This window comes from Luteimonas flava, from assembly GCF_036584485.1.
GTDB lineage: Bacteria > Pseudomonadota > Gammaproteobacteria > Xanthomonadales > Xanthomonadaceae > Luteimonas > Luteimonas flava.
This window is the reverse complement of record NZ_JAZHBM010000003.1, coordinates 176,365-196,463: the sequence shown is the minus strand read 5'-3', so window position 1 is coordinate 196,463 and position 20,099 is coordinate 176,365. Positions and strand designations below refer to the sequence as shown.

Here is a 20,099-nt window from a genome sequence, read left to right as displayed (position 1 = left end):
GGGGGCGATCGGTCAGTGCTGTGAAAGATTGCACGCGCGTGCTTTTTCGGGCTGGCGAGCGGCTGGCGTTTCGTTCATCGCGAGCGTCTGCCCTCACCCCAACCCCTCTCCCGAGGGGAGAGGGGCTCAGTTCGTGCGAGCGTTGCGTTGGTTTGAGCCCCTCTCCCTCCGGGAGAGGGGTTGGGGTGAGGGCCAACGCTCGCTGGAAACCCGAATTCCATGAGCACCCCCAAACTTCTCCAAAGCCTCCGCGACGCCGGCGCCCTGCGCACGCTCGACACCGCGCTCGCGCAATCGCTGCGCCGTCTCGATCCCGCCACACCTGACACCGTGCTCGCCGCCGCCGCGCTCGCCTCGCTCGCAGTCGCCAACGGTCACGCCGGTTTCGATCCCGCCGCGCCCCAGCGTCTGGTCGACGCCGACATCGATTGGCCTGCACCCGACACCTGGCGCGCCGCACTCGACGCCTCGCCGTGGATTTCGCAGCCTGCCGACGGCGACACCGAATCCATCGCCGACACGCCGCTGGTGTTCGAACACGGCCTGCTCTATCTGCGCCGCTATCGCGAGTACGAACGCCGTCTCGCACTCGGCCTGCGCCGCATTGGTGCGCACAAGTCCGAAGGCGGCGACCTGGAGGCACTTGCGCCCCTGTTCGTGCAGCTGTTTCCCGATGCCCGCACCGGTGACGATCTGCAGGCGCGCGCCGCGGCAGTCGCGCTCCGCCACAACCTCGTCCTCGTCACGGGTGGCCCCGGCACCGGCAAGACCACGACCATCACCCGTCTGCTCGCCCTGCTCACCGCGCAGGCGCAACAGGCCGGTCATCCCGTGCCGCGCATCGCACTGGCCGCACCGACCGGCCGCGCCGCCGAGCGCATGGCCGAGAGCGTGCGCAAGGCCGTGCTGTCGCTCGCGGCAGCCGGTGTCGATGCCGTGCTGCTCGACGCATTGCCCACCGCCGGCACCACGCTGCACCGCCTGCTCGGCACGATTCCCGACAGTCCGCGCTTCCGCCACCACGCCGACAATCCGCTGCCGTTCGATGTCGTTGTCGTCGACGAAGCCTCGATGATCGATCTGCCGCTGATGGCCAAACTGGTCGAAGCCGTCGCCGACGGCGCGCGCCTCGTCCTGCTCGGCGATCCCGATCAGCTGCCATCGGTCGAAGCCGGTGATGTGCTCAGCGGCATCCTGCGTGCGGCCGGGGACGGCACCGGGTCACCCATCGGCGACGAGGCTGCATCGAACTTTCTCTTCGGCGAGCCCGCTTGGCGCATGTCTGCGACGCTTGCTGCCGACGCATCGCCCACGATCGACACCCGATTGCCCGTCAAGGGAGATCGCGCCACGAGCGCCGTCGATATGGATGCGCTACAGGCCGTGCTCAGCGCTTCCTTAGCCGCCGGTCCGGTCACAGATCAAACGCGTGTCTCGATAGCACGTAGTGCGGACCATTCGGCGACGTTACATCCAAGCACCACCAACTACTTCCCCGGCCGCCGCATCCACCTGCAACGCGGCTACCGCCAGAGCGCCGCTCTCGATCTCGCCCCGCTCGCGACCGCCGTGCGCGAAGGCGATGCGCCCAACGCGCTGTCGCTGCTGCGCGCGGGGGAGCTGGCCGGCGTGCACTTTCACGAAGGCCAGTCCGATCCGCTTGCCGCGCATCGCGCGCATCTGCTCGCGCACTGGACCGCACTCGCCGACACCAGCGATCCGGCCGAAGCACTCGCACTCGCCGGCCGACTGCGCATCCTCACCGCAGTCCGCGAAGGACCGCAGGGCGCACGCGGACTCAATGCGCGCATCGAAGAACTCCTCGGCGGCAGCACGCGTCGCGGCGTCGGCCCCGGTTACTTCCATGGCCGGCTGCTGCTGGTCACCGAGAACAGCTATCGCCACCGGCTGTTCAACGGCGACATCGGCATCTGTCTCGCCGATGGCAGCGGCGCGGTCACGGCCTGGTTTCCCGGCGACGACCCGCTGCATCCGCGGCCTTTCCATCCCTCTGCGCTGCCCGCGCACGACAGCGCGTTCGCGATGACCGTGCACAAGGCGCAAGGCTCGGAGTTCGACGAGGTCTGGCTGGTGCTGCCCGAACGCTTCAACCGCGTGCTGTCGCGCGAACTCGTCTACACCGGCATGACCCGCGCCCGCAGCGCGCTGCACATCGCCGCGCATGCGGATGTCATCACCGAAGCACTCGCGCGGCATGCCAGCCGCTGGTCGGGGCTGGGCTGGAGGCTGGGCGCGGACCGCCCACCGCAGCCGCTTCCAGTGGACACCGCCGACCCGGAGATTCCGACGCAGGGCGCGCTGTTCTAGAGGCATCGCATCCGCGGGGCACATGGAAACGCCCGGGCATGCCGGGCGCTCCCGTTCCAGCCGCTACCCGCTCTTATGCCTTCAGCAGCTGCGAGGCTTCCTTCACGATCTCGGCGCGGATGCCGGCCGTGCCGTCGCCGTCCAGACCGCGCAGCAGTTGCGCCTCGATGAACTCGTTGGCGTTGTCGCGGAACGTCGCCAAGTACTGGTCCTGATGATCCGACTTGCTCAAGATCTCGACCATCTTGTCCTTGAACACGTCGACGCTGTTCCCATCGATCACGCCGCTCACGGATTCGGATGCGCTGTCGAAGGCCTTGGTCACGCCGCTGTTTTCGCCGAAGACCTTGGTGATGCCCGACTTGAGGTTGTCGGTCAGCAGGCCACCCGGTGACGGCACCATGCCGACGAAGAAGTTGAGCATCTTCATCATGTCGGCTTGGCGTGCGGCGTCGTCTTCGGCCTTGTCGGCGAAGCCGTTGAGCACGGCCTGCTCGGTGGACGCCACCGCGTGCGTCAACTGGTGTTCGTAGAGATACATGCGGTCGGTGTTGCCTGCCTCACGCGCATCCAGGTAGTCCTTCGCCCAGCCGTCCGACAGCTTGGTCAGCGAATTCAACACGTCGGGCGCGGCCTCGTTGGTCGGCGACAGGCCGGTCAGACGCGTGAGGTTCGCCATCGTCTGCACGTTGCGCTCGACGTTGCTGACGTTGCTGCCGTCGTGGATGCCGGACTCACCCAGGCCGTTGAACTCGAAGATCTCGCCAGCCTTCTTCATCACCAGCTCGTTCACCGCCTCCTGCCGGCCGGTCTTGGGAATGTTCTGGTCGTCGAAGAAGCCGTTCTCGCCCCACGGGTTGTTCTCGGACTGGTCGAGGATCGTCTCCGCGAGATCGGCCGCATGGCTGCGCGAATCGCCGGCGTAGACGCTGGCCGGATCGTTGGCCACGGCGCGGATGATGATCTCCATCGGATCGCGGTTGTAGCCGTCGGGCAGGTGGCTGTCCTCGCGGTCGAGCCATGCGTTCTCGGTGGTGACCTTGCTGAAGTTCTCGCTGACGTCCTGGATCGCCTGCGCACGCTTCTCGCTGTCCACGCCGTGCAGGATGTTGTTCACCACCTCGTGATTGTCGCTGGCGTGATCGGCGGCGTTGAGCAGCAGGCCGAGGTGATCGCCGCGGTCATTGCTGTCGGTGTCGGTCGAGCCGACCGTGCCTTCCTGGAGCTGGTCGATGGTGAAGGTCTCGATGAAATCCGCGAACGCCGCACTCTTCGTGTCGCCCTCGCCGAGACCGTTGAGGAAACGCGTCATCACCTCACCCGAGGTGTTCTGGTTCTCGATCTTGCTGATGCCCAGCGACGTCTGTCGCGGCGTCGCCTTGTCCACCACCTCGCCGCTGACGCCGTCCATCTCCATGAAGCGCCACGTGTTCTCGGTGTCGGCCTCGCCGGCGGTGTACGCCTGACCGAAGGCCTCGAGCACCTGCTGCCGCTGCTCGCCCGTCATGCGTCCCTCGTCGACGAGCTTGTCCAGACGCGCGCCCTGCAGCCAGGAGTCGGACTTCGTCGCACCCGTGTCGTTCTCGAGGATCGCACCGATGAACCGGCCACGGTCTTCCACACTCAGATCAGGCAGGAACTCGCTGGCCAGCGCGGTCAGCCGCGCGTCGTAGTCGTCCTTCTTGCCCTTGATGTCGCCGTGCGAATGCAGTTCCTTGGCCATGTCCAGCAACTGGCCTTTGTCCGGCGACGTGTAGTCATCCGGCAGGTGGGCATCGGGGCTGTTCGCGGCACCGCTGCCGGTACTCGCGGCGAGTTCGCGGATGGCGTTGGTGAGTGCGTGGATATCGAGGGCGACTGCGGACATGTGATGACTCCTTGGAGAGCGAAGGGATCCTGTTGCGTCGCTTCCCGAGTCTCGGTGCGAGTGCCGCCTCCCGATACCGGGACAGCCCTAGGTCGCGTGCCCCGCGTTCGAGTGCGGGCAAGGAAGCTGGCTGGGGGGCATGCGGCGCGCTGGCGCCGTTCCAGCCCAGCACGACCGCTTTCCCGCACGCGGCCTTCACGCTATCGTCCGCGCAGGGAAAGGGGGATTCGCATGGGACGCGGACGTCGTGGGTTTTTCGACGATTTGATCAGACTGCCGTGGCCGGTCGCACTGGTCGTCGGCGTCATCGGCTATGCCGGCATCCGGCACGGCATTCCAATGTTCCTGTCGCGACAGGGCGGACCGTTCGGTCAAGCGTTCGCGACCCGGAGCGACGTGTTCGCACCATTGGCTTGGATATTCCTTGCCGCCTGCACGCTGTGTGCGCTGGCGGCCTTCGCGAATGCGCGCAAGCGCCGTCGCCTGCTCGACACGCGCACCGGCCTCGACAGCCTCGCCGCCATCGGCTGGCGCGATTTCGAACGCCTCGTCGGCGAAGCCTTCCGTCGACAGGGCTACAGCGTCGAGGAAACCGGCCTGGGCGGCGCCGACGGCGGCATCGATCTGATCCTGCGCAAGCACGGCCAACGCACGCTGGTGCAGTGCAAGCAATGGCACCGCGAGAAGGTGCCGGTGAATGTCGTGCGCGAGATGTACGGCCTGCTCACCCACCACGGCGCACACGCCGTGCGCATCGCGACCGTCGGCGGATTCACCCAGGACGCCGCGCGCTTCGCGGCCGGCAAGCCGATCGAACTGATCGATGGCGCCACTCTGCTGGCAATGATCCGCGACGTGCAGCACGCAGACCGCGCGCCTGCGTCGGCACCGCCGCCGATGCCCGCGCCCCGGATCGAACCCGCCTTCGCAACCGCCACGCCAGCCATCGCGGTAAAACCCGACTGCCCACGCTGCGGCAGCGCGATGGTCGAACGCACCAACCGCCGCGCAAACACCCCCTTCTGGGGCTGCATCACATTCCCCGCATGCCGCGGCACGCGATGAGCGTCGTCCGCGGTCATCGCAGTCTTCCTTCGCCACCAACCAGGCAGAACCCGCCATGCGCTTTCTGATCGTGCTGCTGCTCATCGCCGCCGCGTGGGGCGGCTATCGTCATTTCCATGCGCCGCAACCTGTGGCCAGAACACCGATCGCCGCGACCGACACGCCATCACGCGCCGCGTCGACGCGTGTATTGCCGACGCCGGCCCAGAGCTTTAGCTGCGATGGACGCCAGCACTGCTCGCAGATGCGATCATGCGAGGAAGCGACGTTCTTCATCCGGAATTGCCCGGATACGAAGATGGATGGGGATCACGATGGGGTGCCTTGTGAGGCGCAGTGGTGTGGATAAAAGGAACCCAGGATTGCTAACCGTCACCACAGCGCTTACTCCGCAACTGACACACTAGCGCCCTACACCTCGATCAATCGTTACGCCGAGCTGTGGTTTAATTCGTCGCCGGCCGAGGAAGGCATCGGTAATCTATGGAAGCCATCACACTCTCGCGCGAAGTTCTCGAATGGGCAGCCAAAAAGGCTGGTCTCACGCTCGAGTCTTTTGCTCATGAGATATCGAATCGTGATGTGACGCGGCAACGCATTGCGGATGGGGTGATGACCCCGCCGCAGATCGAGAAGCTGGCTAAGCGAGCTCGCGTTCCGTTCGGTTACCTATTTCTGCCGAATCCGCCAGATCTCCCCAAGGCCTCGATACCAGATCTTCGACAAACGCAAGATCCACTGCCTTTGAGCGAGGACTTCTATGAGGTCTTAGAGGATGTCTCCGCTAAGCAGACTTGGTACATCGACTACCTGACCGAGCGCGGGGCACGTGCACTCGAATTCGTTGGTAAATTCAAGGGCACAACGCTCAAATCTTACAACGATGTTGTTGACGACATGCGTAAGGTTCTCGGAATTACTGATCTAGATCGAAGCCGAAGTCCTGACCCGCCAGCTTACTTTTCTCGATTGAGCGCTAAAGCGGAAGCTTCCGGCGTCTTGGTAATTAAGTCTAGTTTCGTGAAGTCTGCAACAAGGCGCGGCCTTTCGGAACGCGAGTTCAGAGGTTTTGCAATATCCCACCCTCTTGCACCGCTTGTTTTCGTGAACGGAAAGGATGCTGAAGTCGCCGCTGTTTTCACTTTGGTTCATGAGCTTGCGCACATCTGGCTTGGAGTTTCCGGAGTAAGTGATGTCAGCCCTAAAAACAACAGCAACATCGAGCGCATTTGCAACGCTATCGCCGGTGAGATTCTTGTGCCTATGGCAGATTTCGAGAAGCGATGGGAAAAACAGGGCGAAGAAGTTACAGCTCTTGCGAAGCACTACAGAGTTAGCCGGCTTGTGATAGCACGCCGGGCGCTCGATCGCGGCTTCGTCGATCAAGCGTTCTATGAACGCGTACTGCATGCCTCCAAGGCGGTAAAGAGGGACGGCGCTCCCACAGCACTAATCACTATTCCGATTCGCAACAGCAAGAAATTCACGCACACGATTGTCGCCGAAGCTATGAGTGGACAGGTAATGCTGCGTGAAGCGGCGCGCTTGCTCAACGTCAAGCCAGATACAGTCGTCGCACTAGGGAAGGGGCGAGATAGCGATGGCTAACAGATATATTGTCGATGCAAATGTTTTCGTTCAAGGGAAGAATTTCCACTACGACTTTTCTTTTTGTCGCGGATTCTGGGATTGGATTGAAATCGGCCACGAAGCGGGCGTCATATTCAGCATTCGCAAAGTTCGTGATGAGTTGTTACGCGGAAAAAAAGGGGATGCAGCACGTGAATGGGCACTAGCGATGCCTGATTCGTTTTTTTTGGATGACGTTGCTGATTTGGCTGTAATGAAAGAGTACGCGAATGTTATTCAGTGGGCGGCTTCCAATCAGCACTATAAGCCACAAGCGAAAAATGATTTCGCGGACGCCAATCGAGCTGACGCATTCCTCTTGGCCTGCGCGAAGGTGCATGGTTACTGCATTGTCACGCAGGAGCATCACAATCCGGAAAAGAAGGTCAGCATTCCGATACCCACCGCTGCGATTGCTCTTGGCAACATTCCAACTCGAACTATTTTTGAAACCCTGCGAAAGCATGCGGTTCCAACCTTCATGTTCAAGCGATAGAAGATCGATGCGAGATTCGCTTGTTTCTAGACATTGGCGCGCGAGCTAGCCATAGGCAAGCAGTACGTCAATCTCTACTGTTCGCGGCGAATAACGGGGTCAGGTTCACTTACTGCGTGCAGCGACATTAGCGGAAGAGGCTGGACAGTTCAGACGTACTCGATCATGCACGCGGATGCGGTGAGCACAATCGACCTGCCAAATGCGGGCGCTCCATTCCGGAGGTCGCCAGCGACCATCGATAAGGGTTACGCATGCGACGCATCCTGTTCGGCCTGCTTTGGTTCGTGGCGTTCACCATGCCTCTGCTGTTCGTGCTCAGCATGGTGGTCGCCCTCGTCGCCTGCGAGGGTATCGAGACGTTCGACGGCGGCTACGACTGCGGGAAAGCGGCGGTCGAAGCGTTCATGGGTCGGTTCCGCCTGCCTGTCGCGGCAGCTTCGCTGCTGTTGACCGCAGTTGCCACATGGGCCGGGGTGCTGCCCGGCACCCGGCCGCGCAGTCGGCGGCAATGAGTCCGTTAACGGGGTTCGATCGAGGCGGCCACGCCCACTTACAGAGTCATCCCGGAAAGTCATGCCGGACACGGAGGTCCAGTGCGCTATTTGCTTCGGTTGATCGGGCTTCTGGCCCCGCTGTTCTCCAACGGTCAATCCGCGCGCTACGGCGACGTCTCCTACAGCCAGCCGCAGGACTGCAGTGTCATCACCCGCGATCAGCGCGCGAACCCGTACGCACATCTGTTCCGCAACATGTGCGAGCAAAGTGACGCGCGAACGAAGCAGAGCGTCGCGCGGATCATGGGCCGGCCGCAGCCGTCGACCCGGGTCTTGAGCGTCCCCGCCCACGGCACCGACGATGCGAAGCGCTATGGCGTCGCCTGCATGGGCGGTCTAGTGATGTTGCGGTTGCCGAACGGCTGGCAGCAGGCACTCGATGCGGAACATCGCTATCTGACATGCCGCAGCTGATGCCCGTACGCTGCTCCACGGCAGAAGCCCATCCGGATAACGAGAGGCACACACGATGCAACTGACGTGCTCCCATTTCCGCGTTCCCGCGGCGCTATCGCTGGCGGTGCTGCTGGTTGCCTGCACAACCCGTGGAGACGTCATCTCCGAGGAATACATGACGCTCGAGCTGGATGGACGGAGCCTTGTACTGCCCGGGTCTGTCACCGCGCTTCCGTTCGGCTCGACGCGACGCGTGCACACGCTATCGGTCAGTGCCCGCGAGCGCGAAGACCTGCGATCGCAAGGCTTCTTCTTCCAACTGGGCGGGGAAGATCTTCGCCCCGGTACGTACACCATCGGTGGAGGCGTGGTGCACGTGAACTATCACGGCGAAGCCGCGCGCGACACGCTGCCTGCCGTGTATGCAGCGAACCTTTCGCTCGGCACCCCATTCACGGTGACGCTGACGGCGATCGGAAGCGACGGCGTGCAGGGCACGTTCTCCGGCACGCTCCGGCGTGGCGGCGATGGTCCCGGACCAGAGCTGATGACGGTCTCGAACGGTCGTTTTTCCGCGCGCTATCGCCGGGATCAGGATGGCGTCCGATAGCGACGCTATAGACCCGTTTGCGGTCCATGGTGGTGACCAGTTGGCGAGGGAAGCCGGGTCGCGGGGTTATTCCCCACCTTAAACAAGCATCGATGCCCCGTGGTCGCGGACAATTCAGAGTTGATCCACCGAGGACTGCCAGCCGTGACCAATCCGCTGTCGAATAGTGCGTACATGCGCCTCTTCAATCTGCAGGCGGCATTGCATGCCTGGACGCGCGATACCGCCGCCGAGTACGAAGTGGACGACACCGCACCCGACCATCCGCTCTGGTCTTTCCATTTCAATTACCTGAGCGTCGCACCCATGCTCAACGGACTGCATGTCGAGTATCACGGCAGCACGTACGAAACGCCTTTCGACATGACGATTGCGTGCCTGTCCGAACAGGTGGTGGCCGACAGCATCACGTCGCTGGCATTCTCGGGACCCGATGAAGGGGCCAACGGCACGCGCGAGTGGACCTTCTCCGGTTTGCTGGATTCGCAGGTCAGGTTTCCGATCCTGCGCGCGTTGTATGTGCGACCCACGGAGCCCGATCACCACAACGGATCGATCATCGTCCGCGAAGGTTCGATTCTGGACGAGGGTGGCGACATCGCCCGACTGGTAGCGAGGATGCCGTATCTGACTGAGATGACGGTGCCGAATGCGCCCGATGCAGGCTTCTTCGAGCATTCCCTGCCGCATCTGGAAGCCCTGAGGATCGGCGGGAACTTCGACACGAAGTATTTCATCCGCAACTTGGCGTCTGCAGACACGATGCCCAACTTGACGCGTCTGGACTTCACCGAGTCGACCGAGCTGCAAATGACTTGGGCGAAGGATCGGGAGGAAGCGCTGGTCACGCCGTTCGCCGCATACGAGCGTCTGTTCGAAAGCGCAGTTGGCGCGCAGCTAAAGGCGCTGGTGCTGCGGAACACGCGCTTGAGCCGCGAGGAGCTGGAACACTTGCAGACGATTCGCCCGGGCCTTCAGTTCATGGTGATCCAAGCCGCGCAGGGGGGATATGTCAGTCACTTCAGGCGCCGCGTCTTCCCGTTCAAGCACCTGGTACAGACAGACCCGGGCGTCGAGTGATCCGCCGGATTGGAAATGCACGCGCATGGGCGATTGCGGGTCGATGTCGATGCGTGACTCGCAGTGCCGGTGCATTTCGATAGGTCACGTCTCCGCGCGCTGATCTGGCCTTGTCCGATCAGGCGCCGGTTCCACGTTCTGGCTCTCAATGGTCGTGTCGTGACCGAGGGGATGCCTGCATGAACACTGGACGCCGTCTTTCCGTTCTCGCCACTGCCGTAATGCTGGCCGGCCTTGGTCTGCACGTCGCGCCCATGCAGGCGCAAACAACAGCCGCGGTGCCTGCGTCGAAATCGGCCATGCAGATCCAGCAGGACGCGGATGCGGCCGCGCCGCCACCGACGGCGACGCTGGCCTATGGCGCCGGCCCGCAGCAGCGTGGGCAGTTGCGGATTCCCGACGGCAACGGGCCGTTCCCGGTGGCGATCGTGATCCACGGCGGCTGCTGGATGGCGGAACTGGGCGGCACTGGCTTGCCCGGCTTGTCGGAGATGTTGCGTAAGCGCGGCATCGCGACCTGGGACATCGACTACCGGCGCGTGGGCCATGCGGGCGGTGGCTGGCCTGGCTCGTTCGAGGACGTGGCGGCCGGCATCGATCATCTGGGCGCGGTGGCCAAGGACCAGCCGCTGGATCTGGACCGCGTGGTGACCATCGGCCATTCGGCCGGTGCGCTGTTCGCCTTGTGGGCACCGGCGCGGGCGCAACTCGCTGCGCCGTGGACACCGCCTGCGAACAGTCCGCGCATCAAGGCGGCCGTGGCGATCGACGGGCCGGGCGCGCTGGCGCCGATGATCGGCATCGATGCACAGGTCTGCGGCCAGCCGGTAATCGTGCCGCTGATGGGCGGCACACCGGCACAGGTGCCGGACGCCTATCGCGCGGCCAGTCCGTCGGACCATCTGCCGCTCGGCGTGTGGCAACTGCTCGTGACCGCGGAACTCGGCCCCTTCATGCAGGGCTACATCGAGGCGGCGAAAGCAGCGGGCGATCCGGTCGAGGTGTTCGCGCCGCCTGCGCCCAACCACTTCGACATCGTGACGCCGGGTCTGCCGAACGGTGAAGCCGTCGCGGACTGGATTGCGGCGCACGCGTTCGGCATGCGCGGCGCACCGGCTGCGAAGCCTGAAGCGCCCTGATCGGGGGGGCGGTCGCGCCGGCGTCGTGCAGTTGCTTCGCAAGTGTTGCGCGGCCACAACACACAGATCGTTTCGTGATCGCAGCGGTCAGCTGACGACTCGGCATTGCCGATAGCTGCGCGAGGTCACGTCATTGCAGTCGAGGATTTCCCAGCAGCTGATCGCTGCATACCGGACTGCACGGGCGATGCCGCGCGCGGATCAACGCTGGCGGCGGGCCTGGAATTCAGCCTCGGCCTGGGCGAGTTCCTTGAGCTTGAGTTCGGAAATAAAGGGTCCGGTTCACTTACGGCATCATTTCGAACAGTCGCGCCGGACACGGAGGCCTAACGCACGCTCTTCTTCCACTGCTGGGACTTTTGGCCGCTGCTGTCATCCAGCGCCCACCGCAGGGGTTGATTGCCTTAATGTAATTGCGTCACCCGTTCAACCGAGCCGCAGCAAAGACTTCAATCTCGAACCCAAAGGGTTGCCAATGTTTCAGCGTGTGTGCGGATACGTCAGCGTGGCGTTCTTCGGCTTTCTGTCGCTGCGGATCATCTACTACTTCGGCCAGAAGCTGATTTCAGGCGCGGGCTTCGCCGAGGCCGATCTCATAGTGCTGGTGTTCGGGCTGCTTCTCGTATTTGTCACCATCGCGCAGATCATCTCGCTACGTCCGGGCAGAAAGCCGATCTAGGATCCCCGGACAATGCCGGCGCCGGAATCCTCGGATGTGGCTTTGGCTTGCTGAAGAATGCGACTGCCGCCCGCGCGCGAATCAGCGCTGACGGCGCGCCTGGAATTCGGCCTCTGCCTGCGCGAGTTCCTTGAGCTTGAGTTCGCGCTGGTGGTCCGCCTTGCGCAGCGATTCGCGCGCTTCCTTGATCACTTCCTGCGCCAGGCTGTGGCTGGTGTGGTGCTGCTTCATGTCGATCGCGGTCGCCAGGCGCTGATGGGCCAGCCGGATGTTCCGGTCGACGCGGAACAGGGGCGAGTTGGAGTTCTCGGTCAGCGGCGGATCGTAGGTCTTCTTCATGGTGTGTCTGCGTGATCAGGACGGCACGATAGCCGGCTTGTCCCGGCGCCGCATCACTCGGCTCACCGGGGCAGCTTCGGTTCCTGGCGATCTTTCAGCCAAGCCAGCACGCGATTCCAGTGCTGATCGCGGGCGTAACGCAGGAATCCGCTGCCGTTGTCATCCATCTGCCAGTCCGATCCGTGCTGAAGCAACATGAGCGCGATGTCCTCGTTTGTGGCGGTTCCCAGAGCGGGGAGATCGAACTCTCCAGGCGCGTTGACATCGAACTTTTGGTTCAGAAGGAAGCGCACGAACTCGATGTCACCCGCACGAACCGCAACGTGCAGAAGCGTCGTTCGGCTTGCACCGCGCGCCTTGAGGTCGACACCACGGGCGGCCAGCCATTGCGCAATCCGCAGGCCTTCCCAGCCCTCGTCTCCGTAACGACGTGCGAGCAGAAACGTGACTGGCACGTCTTTCGTCATCTGATCGGGTTGTTCCGTGAAGAGCAGTGCCGGCTGAACGCCGTGCCCGCCTTGATCCCAGATGGCCTGCACAGCTGCAAGCCTGCCTCCTCGGATCGCAGCCCGGAATGCGGAATCCAATTTGTGTGGATCGAGTGCGCCTTTCGTTTTCAGTGCCCCACGCTCGATCAGTGGCGACACCAGCAACAGGCGATGATTCTCCAATGCCCTGTCCAGCAGGGACGGCTCAGCAGGCGCTGTCTGTAGCCCATTCGACGTTCCGTCTTGAAGAGGAGCGCCGTATTCGATCAGCAGGAGCATGGCCTGGTCGTCTTGGCCTGCATCGTTTTCGACTGCCCGCGCGAGCAGATCTCCCGCGGCTGGCGAGCGAAAATCGAAGCCCTCCTGCTGCAGTCGGTCAACTGCTGCGACGGACAGGCGGGTCCACGCTTCCACCTGGCCAACTTTGTCCACGTGCGCCTGGAACTCCCGGATATCACGAGGCATACCGATCATGACGCCCGCGTAGTCGTCGATCCGATGTACGTGCTCCCCCATGCGCAGCGTCAGCACGTGCGTCGGGTTGTCGGTAACTGGCGCGCGATAACTGCTGTCCATGGACCACAGGTTCCTGCGCGTGATGTCGGCAACCAGCAATGCCACCTGACTTGGCGGAATCTCGTAGCGATGCACTCCCTCGACGTCGACCCAGCCATGTCCCTCGTACGTGACAGCACCGTCGCCCTGGATCTCGACGCTGTAGGCAGGACACGATCCAAAGCAGCCAGTGCGACGAAGTGAAATCTTGACCTGATCGAGCGGGACACCAGGGGGCGACCGATGCGTGTGCGGAAGCCGCTGTTCGTAGACCTGCTCGCGGACGATGGCGGGAACCGGCGCGCCTTCCTGCAGAAACGGCTCGAAGCGCCATGTCCGCATGCCACGTAGGAGCACGCGGTGCTCGTTGGTCATGGGCTGCCGATCCCCGAATTCATCTTCCGCCCTGTAGCAGGTGACTGAGCCTGACCTGTCCACCTGCAGAACGAGTGTCAGTCCCCAAATACGCTCGGGGTCATGCGGCTCGGCAATGGTCAGTAGCGGAACGTCGTATCGACGATGCGCGGCGATCTCTGATGCCGTCGGTGCAATACCGGCAGGCTGACCTTCAACGCACGCCGGAACTTGGGCATGCGATGCGTCCAGGGGCTGGCCTGGTGTCGTCTCGCTGCATCCGAGCAATACCGTCGTGGCGAGCGCAGACAACGAAGGGAATCCAAGCAGATTGCCGATCTTCAAGTCGATGCCTCCTGGCCAGGTTGTCCATTGCTCCGCCTAGACTCGGCGGCTCCGGCCGTCGGGTCACGCTGCAGGGCTCGATGATGTCAGCGTTGTAATCAATTGCAGCGGATGACACCGCGGCGGAATTCCGCAGAGCCGCATTCTGCTTGGAGTTTTCGTGTCTGTCTTCAGAGATCGCGTCTTCGGGTTCACCCCAGCCTCGCCACGTGCTGCGTGCACAGTGCGCGACCCTAGACTCGACCGTTTCGCAAGGCAGATCGCAGACAGACAAAAAGCCGGCAGCCGAGGCCTCGACTGCCGGCTTCGGGTTCGACCTCAGTACGCCGCGTGCAGCATGCGGCGACGGAAGCCGATGGCGCCGGCGAACCAGCTGATGGCGGCGCCGAGGATCAGCAGCACGACGGCCGTCCAGGCAGCCTTGGACACGCCGCGGGCGGCGGCGTCGCTGGCTTCGCGGGCCTTCTGCTCGGCTTCGGCCTTCAGCGTGTCGATGCGCGCCATCATGGCCTGGGCCTGCTGCTGGTAGCGGGCGACGATCTGCTCGGCTTCGGCGCGGGGCTTGCCGGTGCGGGCGACGACGATGTTGACCAGCGCGTCGCGGTCGGCGGCTTCGAGCGTGGTGCGGCCTTCGCGGCGGGCGCGGTCGAACCAGTCGGCCAGCGCGTCGCCGGACTGCGTCGGGTCTTCGAGGGCCTGGCGGGCGCTCTGCTCGCCGTCAGTGCCGACGGCCTCGGCCTTCTGCTCGATCGCGTCGGGCGACAGTTCCGCCTTGCCGGTCTGCGCCAGCAGGGTCTCGAACTCACCGCGCAGATCGTTCCAGTCCAGGTCCACGCCGCGGTCGCGCAGTTCGTCGCCGACCTGCGATGCGATGCCGGGCGATGCCGCGGCGACGCCCTGCCCGGCCAGCGACAGGCCCTTGCCGACCACACCGAACGCGGTGCCGACAAGGCCGCTGGCCGCCGAGGCCAGCAGGAACGTCGTGACGAGCGTGGTCACCGACCAGCTCAGCACGCCGTGCAGGCCACCCTGCGCCGGAGCCGAGCGGCCCGCGACCAGCGCACCGAGGCAGATGGCGATGATGGTCGACATCGCCAGCCAGATACCGGCGCCGGTGCCGAAGCCGCTCAGCGGATTGGCATCGCCGGTGGGATCGACGGCGCTGGCGCCCACTGCGGTGCCGAGGATGCTCAGGAACAGATAGGCGACCAGCGACAGCACGCAGCCGGAGAACACGGCCGCCCAGGAAATGGCGGGCGCGGGCCGTGGGCGGGCGGCGTCGACGCGGGCAGTGCGCGTGCCGGGCGGGCGCGCCTCGCCGGGCTGCATCCGGGGCGCGAGCGGGTCATCGGGATTCATCGTGGAGGTCATGTCGGTCTCGCCATCTCGTCTGTGGGGAGCGGGCACTGCGGGACGCACTGCCCGGGTGGCGCGCAGTGTCCGGACGCACGGGGCGCGTGTCTGCGTGCATATGCACCAGCGGCGTTAGTGCATGCGGACGATGGGCGGGCGGACGACGCGGATGTGTGCGTGGCGTGGGCGGCCCGGCCGGATGCGGGCGTCACAATGCGCGGCCATCCGACCGACCGCGCCCTGGCGCAGCCTCGAGACACCGCCGATGACCGACGACGCCAGCCTGGCCACGCAGACCAACCGCAAGCAGTTGCAGCAGATCATCACCGGCCTGAGCGAAGGCGTGATCCTGGTGGAGCCCGACCAGCGCATCGTGTGGGCGAACGAATCGGCGCTGCAGCTGCACGGCGTGGAGGCCATCGAGGATCTGGGCGCCGACGTCGGCGCGTATCGCGAGCGCTTCGCGCTGCGCTATCGCAACAACCATCGGCTGCAGGCGGGCAACTATCCGATCGACCGGGTGATCGCCGGCGAAACGTTCAGCGACGTCATCGTGGAGGTCATTCCGGCGGCCGATCCCGACCGCTGCTGGGTGCATCGCGTGCGCAGCCTGGTGCTGACCGATGCACGCGGCGAGCCCGACTGCCTGGTGCTGATCATTGCCGACATCACCGAGTGGGCCAGCGCGGAGCAGCGCTTCGAGAAGACCTTCAACGCCAATCCGGCGCCGGCGGTGATCTGCCGGCTCGACGACCTGCGCTACATCAAGGTCAACCAGGGTTTCATGGAGATGACCGGTTACGCGCGCGACGACGTGATCGGCCGCTCGGTGTACGAGCTGGATGTGTTCGAAGGCGCCGAGGCGCGCAAGGCCGCGATCGAGAAGCTCGGCGAGGGCGTGACGATTCCGCAGATGCAGGCCGAGCTCAGCCTGCCCGGGGGCGGCAGCAAGCTGGTGATCGTGGCCGGCCAGCCGATCGAGGTGGGCGAAGAGGACTGCATGCTGTTCTCCTTCATGGATCTCGAGCCGCGCCGCAAGGCCGAGGATGCGCTGCGCCAGAGCGAGGAACGCTTCGCCAAGGCCTTCCAGATGACGCCGGTGCCGACGCTGGTGTGCAGCGCCGACACGCTGCGGGTGATCGAGGTCAACGAGGCCTTCGTGACGACGACGGAACTCGCGCCGGAAGAACTGCTGGGCAAATCGCTCGACGAGATCGGCCTGTTCGAGGACCGCGCCGCGCACTCGCGCTTGCAGGCCGCGCTGCGCGACAGCGGCGTGCTGCGCAGCACGGAGTTCCGCATCCATCGCAAGCATGGCGCGCCGCTCGACTGCCTGGTGTCGGCGGATTCGTTCGCGATCCACGGCACGCCCTGTCATCTGATGGCGCTGCTCGATATCACCGACCGCAAACGCTCGGAAATGGAGCTGGTCGGCGCGATCGAAACGGTGATGCAGGACGCCTCGTGGTTCAGCCAGACGCTCATCGAGAAACTCGCCAACGTGCGCCGCGGCAACGCGCCGGGCGCCGAGGCCGTGGCGCTGGCCGACCTCACCGCGCGCGAGCGCGATGCACTCGGGCTGATGTGCGAAGGCCTCTCGGACAAGGAGATCGCCACGCGTCTCGGGCTGGCCACCAATACGGTGCGCAACCACGTCGCGTCGCTGTACTCGAAGATCGACGTGCACAGTCGCGCCGAGGCGATCGTGTGGGCGCGCGAGCGCGGTTACTTCGGCAGCGGCGCGTCTTCGCAAAAGAGCGGCTGAACGACGCACGGACTTGCTGCGGATGCACCAGTGCCGCTGGTGCATTTGCAACTGTCGGCGCTGCGCCCTGCAACGCAATCTGTGTCCACCGGGGCGTGCTGCCACGCAGGACGCCCGTCGGGTCCCTCATCCCCACCAGGAGACACGCATGGACAAGAACCGCATCGAAGGCACCACCAAGCAGATCAAGGGCTCGGTGAAGGAAGCCATCGGCAAGCTGACCGGCGACCGCAAGACCGAGGCCGAGGGCGCGGCGGAGAAGACCGTCGGCAAGGCGCAGCGCAAGGTCGGCGAGGTGGCCGACACGGTGCGCGACAAGACCGGCGGCTGATACGCGCCTGACATCCTGCAACGCTTGGCCGCCGCTCTGTCCGGCGGCATGGCGGGATCACGCTCCGGCGTATCCCGCCTTTTTCGTGTTTGCCGTATGCGCCGCGTGTGGCCGGTGGTGATCCAGCGGGCGCCCTGCGCCGTAAGCCATGCAGACCGATCCAAGGAGCGTCTGCAATGCACGTCGTGATCCGGAGTGTGGTGGTGCTGGTGGCGGGCCTGTGGCTGGCCGGGTGCGCGACGGGCTTTCCGCGAGCGTCGGCGCCGTATGAAGCCGCGGACGGACTGGATGGCGCGGCAGTGCTCGCGCGCAGCGTGGCGGCGCATGGCGGTGATCTGCGCACGCACAGCGGCGATCTGAATTACGCGAGCGACGGACGCTGGGAGTCGTTGATCCAGCGCATCCAGCCGGTGGTCACCGATGCGGGCTACCGGGTGACGTCCGAGACGCGCTACGCGCCTGCGCTTGGCCTGCACGTGATCCGCTCGCAAGGGCCGACGGGCACGAAACAGGTGGTGCGCAGGCCCGGGAGCATCGAGGTGTATCGCGACGGCGTGCGCGCCACCGACACCGAAACGCTGCGGGCAGCGGCGATGACCACCGACGCGTTCGAGCTGTTCCACTTCGGCCCGTCGTTCCTGGCCGCACGCGCGACACAGGTCACGCGCATGGCCGATGCCGACGAGGACGGGCAGCGCTACCAGCGCGTGCGGGTGGAGATCGCGCCGGGATTCGGTGAGGCGGCGAACGACACGGTAATCGCGTGGTTCGATGCGCGTACGCATCTGCTGCACCGCGTGCACCTGACCTTGAACGGATTCCCGACCACGCAGGGCGCGCACGTCGACACCACGATGACCGGCTACCGCGCGTTCGACGGCGTGATGCTGCCGACGCGCTTCCACGAGCGCGTGCGTGGACCGCTGCGCATCAATGCGCATACCTGGTGGGTCACGGGCCTCGATACCGGTCGCGGCTGGCAGCCCGGTGATGTGGCCAACGGCCTGTTCACCGGCGCCGCGGCGCCGCCCGCGACGGCACTGCCGTAAGCGGGACCGACACCGCCCTTTGTCGCAACGCCACGCAGGCTGGCGTTGTGACTGGCCGGGACTGCAGACGATCCGCACGGACGCCCAGGCGCGCGGCGGACGCAGGATCGCCGCGCGGCGGCGGTCCAGGCCATCGGCGACCTGCGTCTTCCGGTTCCGCGCCTTGCTCAGCGAATTCCGTGCGTCCGGAAGACGGCCCGGTCCAGAACCCGGGATCCGATGCGCGTTCTGAGCGTGTGTCGTCTGTAAATGAGAGTAATTCGCATGTAAAATCCGCCGCATGCAAAACCGCTCGATCCGTGCCTGGGCATGGGTGCACAAGTGGACGAGCCTCGTCTGCACCCTGTTCCTCCTGATGCTGTGCGTCACCGGGCTGCCGTTGATCTTCCATGACGAGATCGACCGGCTGACCGAGGGGACCCCGCAGTTCCGTCTCCCTGGCGTGGGCTCGTCGAGCGACGCGCCTGGCTTGCGCCCGCTGGACGACATGCTGGCCCGTGCGCTGGCGGAACGGCCTGGTGAGGTGCCGGTGTTCATGGCGTTCGACAACGACCAGCCGTCGATGACCGTCACCACGGCGCCGCGTCCGGATTCGCCCGCCAGCGACATGACCATCCTGCAGCTGGACCGTTCGACCGGCGAGATCTTCGCGGCCGAGAGCGACAGCGAGGGCGTGATGCATTTCATCCTGCAACTGCACACCGACATGTTCCTGGGGCTGCCAGGCATGCTGTTTCTGGGTGCGATGGGGCTGCTGTTCGCCGCGGCCGTGGTCTCGGGCGTGGTGCTGTATGTCCCGTTCACGCGCAAGCTGCCGTTCGGCACGCTGCGCTATTCCCGCAGCGCGCGCGCGAAGTGGCTCGACTACCACAACCTGCTGGGCGTGGTGACCGTTGCCTGGGTTCTGGTGGTCGGCATCACCGGCACCATCCACACCCTGGCCGATCCCATCAACCAGGCCTGGCAGCGCAGCGAGCTGGGTGAGATGACCCGCGCCTACGCAGGGCGCGAGGCGCTGCCGCCCGCGCGTTATGGCTCGCTCGACCGCGCGATGGCGCGTGCCCGCGAGGCGCTGCCCGGCAACAACCCGCAGTTCATCGCGTTTCCCGGCGGCAAGTTCAGCTCGAAGCATCATTACGCGGTGTTCTTCCAGGGCGACACGCCGCTGACCGAGCGGCTGCTCACCCCTGCGCTGATCGATGCCGAAACCGGTGCGTTTACCGATGCGCGCCCGATGCCCTGGTACTACAAGGCGCTCTCGCTCTCGCGCCCGTTGCACTTCGGCGACTACGGCGGCCTGCCGCTCAAGCTGCTGTGGGCGGTCCTCGATGTGTTCACGATTGTCGTGCTGGTGACCGGCCTGTACCTGTGGCTCGGCAAACGCCGCGCCTCTGGTCCTGCGCCTGCCCCCGCCACGTCGTCGCCAAGATTGCGGCGCGCCGCATGAAGTCGCATTCGACGCAACAGCACCGCAGGCTGCGCCACGTCTTCGCCGTGCCGGCAGTGATCGCCGTGGCGGGGCTCATCGGGCTGGTCAGTGCGCTCACCGGCGATGGCTGGCGCGACGGCCTTGCCTGGCTGGGCCTCGCAGCGCCGGTGGCGGCGGTGCTGTGGGCACGCGCGGCCCGGCGTTCGTGACGCGCCTTTCTCTCCCCATTCGATCCGCGTGCCTTT

General features: G+C 64.9%; 20 protein-coding genes. 16 read left to right on the top strand and 4 right to left on the bottom strand.

Going from position 1 to position 20,099, the window contains the following annotated elements; all coding sequences use genetic code 11:
• Positions 1-219: 219 nt before the first annotated feature.
• Entirely contained in the window at positions 220-2,328 is a 2,109-nt protein-coding gene (gene recD / locus V3391_RS13355) for an exodeoxyribonuclease V subunit alpha (RefSeq protein WP_332078927.1), read from the top strand.
• Between the two features lie 73 nt (positions 2,329-2,401).
• On the opposite strand, the gene V3391_RS13350 is transcribed toward recD, so the two are convergent.
• Positions 2,402-4,195 carry a hypothetical protein gene (locus V3391_RS13350; RefSeq protein WP_332078926.1) on the bottom strand — a complete coding sequence of 598 codons (1,794 nt, stop codon included), beginning with the start codon at positions 4,193-4,195 and terminating at the stop codon, positions 2,402-2,404.
• A gap of 231 nt (positions 4,196-4,426) precedes the next feature.
• Between V3391_RS13350 and V3391_RS13345 the strand changes: the two genes are divergently transcribed.
• The 10 genes from V3391_RS13345 (at position 4,427) to V3391_RS13300 (ending at position 11,846) form a co-directional block, all read left to right on the top strand.
• A complete protein-coding gene (locus tag V3391_RS13345; RefSeq protein WP_332078925.1) occupies positions 4,427-5,260 on the top strand; it encodes a restriction endonuclease in 834 nt (277 codons plus the stop codon).
• Between the two features lie 55 nt (positions 5,261-5,315).
• Positions 5,316-5,609 carry an excalibur calcium-binding domain-containing protein gene (locus V3391_RS13340; RefSeq protein WP_332078924.1) on the top strand — a complete coding sequence of 98 codons (294 nt, stop codon included), beginning with the start codon at positions 5,316-5,318 and terminating at the stop codon, positions 5,607-5,609.
• A 134-nt stretch (positions 5,610-5,743) separates the two neighbouring features.
• Complete coding sequence (locus tag V3391_RS13335) at positions 5,744-6,868, top strand: ImmA/IrrE family metallo-endopeptidase (protein ID WP_332078923.1); 1,125 nt, start codon at positions 5,744-5,746, stop codon at positions 6,866-6,868.
• The gene (locus V3391_RS13330; RefSeq protein WP_332078921.1) at positions 6,861-7,385 is read left to right on the top strand and encodes a DUF4411 family protein; all 525 of its coding nucleotides are present in this window, start codon (positions 6,861-6,863) and stop codon (positions 7,383-7,385) included. Before V3391_RS13335 ends, V3391_RS13330 begins: the two co-directional genes overlap by 8 nt.
• A 254-nt stretch (positions 7,386-7,639) precedes the next feature.
• On the top strand, positions 7,640-7,900 hold the full coding sequence (locus tag V3391_RS13325; RefSeq protein ID WP_332078920.1) for a hypothetical protein: 261 nt from the start codon (positions 7,640-7,642) through the stop codon (positions 7,898-7,900).
• Between the two features lie 81 nt (positions 7,901-7,981).
• On the top strand, positions 7,982-8,356 hold the full coding sequence (locus V3391_RS13320) for a hypothetical protein (protein ID WP_332078919.1): 375 nt from the start codon (positions 7,982-7,984) through the stop codon (positions 8,354-8,356).
• 55 nt (positions 8,357-8,411) lie between these two features.
• On the top strand, positions 8,412-8,948 hold the full coding sequence (locus tag V3391_RS13315; protein ID WP_332078918.1) for a hypothetical protein: 537 nt from the start codon (positions 8,412-8,414) through the stop codon (positions 8,946-8,948).
• Positions 8,949-9,092: 144 nt separating this feature from the next.
• Positions 9,093-10,028, top strand: coding sequence for a hypothetical protein (locus V3391_RS13310; RefSeq protein ID WP_332078917.1), 936 nt, complete (start codon positions 9,093-9,095; stop codon positions 10,026-10,028).
• Between the two features lie 299 nt (positions 10,029-10,327).
• Positions 10,328-11,167, top strand: coding sequence for an alpha/beta hydrolase family protein (locus V3391_RS13305; protein ID WP_332078916.1), 840 nt, complete (start codon positions 10,328-10,330; stop codon positions 11,165-11,167).
• Between the two features lie 505 nt (positions 11,168-11,672).
• Positions 11,673-11,846, top strand: coding sequence for a hypothetical protein (locus V3391_RS13300; RefSeq protein WP_332078915.1), 174 nt, complete (start codon positions 11,673-11,675; stop codon positions 11,844-11,846).
• 81 nt (positions 11,847-11,927) lie between these two features.
• Here the strand turns inward: V3391_RS13300 and V3391_RS13295 are convergent, their stop codons facing one another.
• The 3 genes from V3391_RS13295 to V3391_RS13285 form a co-directional block, all read right to left on the bottom strand.
• Positions 11,928-12,185 (bottom strand): hypothetical protein, encoded by a 258-nt coding sequence (locus tag V3391_RS13295; RefSeq protein WP_332078914.1) that lies wholly within the window; start codon positions 12,183-12,185, stop codon positions 11,928-11,930.
• Between the two features lie 62 nt (positions 12,186-12,247).
• Positions 12,248-13,927: an ankyrin repeat domain-containing protein gene (locus V3391_RS13290; protein ID WP_332078913.1), complete on the bottom strand. Its 1,680-nt coding sequence runs from the start codon at positions 13,925-13,927 to the stop codon at positions 12,248-12,250.
• Positions 13,928-14,245: 318 nt separating this feature from the next.
• Positions 14,246-15,298, bottom strand: coding sequence for a hypothetical protein (locus V3391_RS13285; protein WP_332078912.1), 1,053 nt, complete (start codon positions 15,296-15,298; stop codon positions 14,246-14,248).
• 247 nt (positions 15,299-15,545) lie between these two features.
• On the opposite strand from V3391_RS13285, the gene V3391_RS13280 reads away from it, so the two are divergent.
• From V3391_RS13280 to V3391_RS13260, 5 genes are all read left to right on the top strand, one after another.
• On the top strand, positions 15,546-17,045 hold the full coding sequence (locus V3391_RS13280; protein ID WP_332078911.1) for a helix-turn-helix transcriptional regulator: 1,500 nt from the start codon (positions 15,546-15,548) through the stop codon (positions 17,043-17,045).
• A 148-nt stretch (positions 17,046-17,193) separates the two neighbouring features.
• The gene (locus V3391_RS13275; protein ID WP_332078910.1) at positions 17,194-17,376 is read left to right on the top strand and encodes a CsbD family protein; all 183 of its coding nucleotides are present in this window, start codon (positions 17,194-17,196) and stop codon (positions 17,374-17,376) included.
• A 176-nt stretch (positions 17,377-17,552) separates the two neighbouring features.
• Positions 17,553-18,425, top strand: coding sequence for a hypothetical protein (locus V3391_RS13270; RefSeq protein WP_332078909.1), 873 nt, complete (start codon positions 17,553-17,555; stop codon positions 18,423-18,425).
• 280 nt (positions 18,426-18,705) lie between these two features.
• Positions 18,706-19,872 carry a PepSY-associated TM helix domain-containing protein gene (locus tag V3391_RS13265; protein ID WP_332078908.1) on the top strand — a complete coding sequence of 389 codons (1,167 nt, stop codon included), beginning with the start codon at positions 18,706-18,708 and terminating at the stop codon, positions 19,870-19,872.
• Complete coding sequence (locus V3391_RS13260) at positions 19,869-20,063, top strand: hypothetical protein (protein WP_332078907.1); 195 nt, start codon at positions 19,869-19,871, stop codon at positions 20,061-20,063. The genes V3391_RS13265 and V3391_RS13260 overlap by 4 nt, the downstream gene beginning before the upstream one ends.
• The last annotated feature ends 36 nt before the right edge of the window (positions 20,064-20,099 follow it).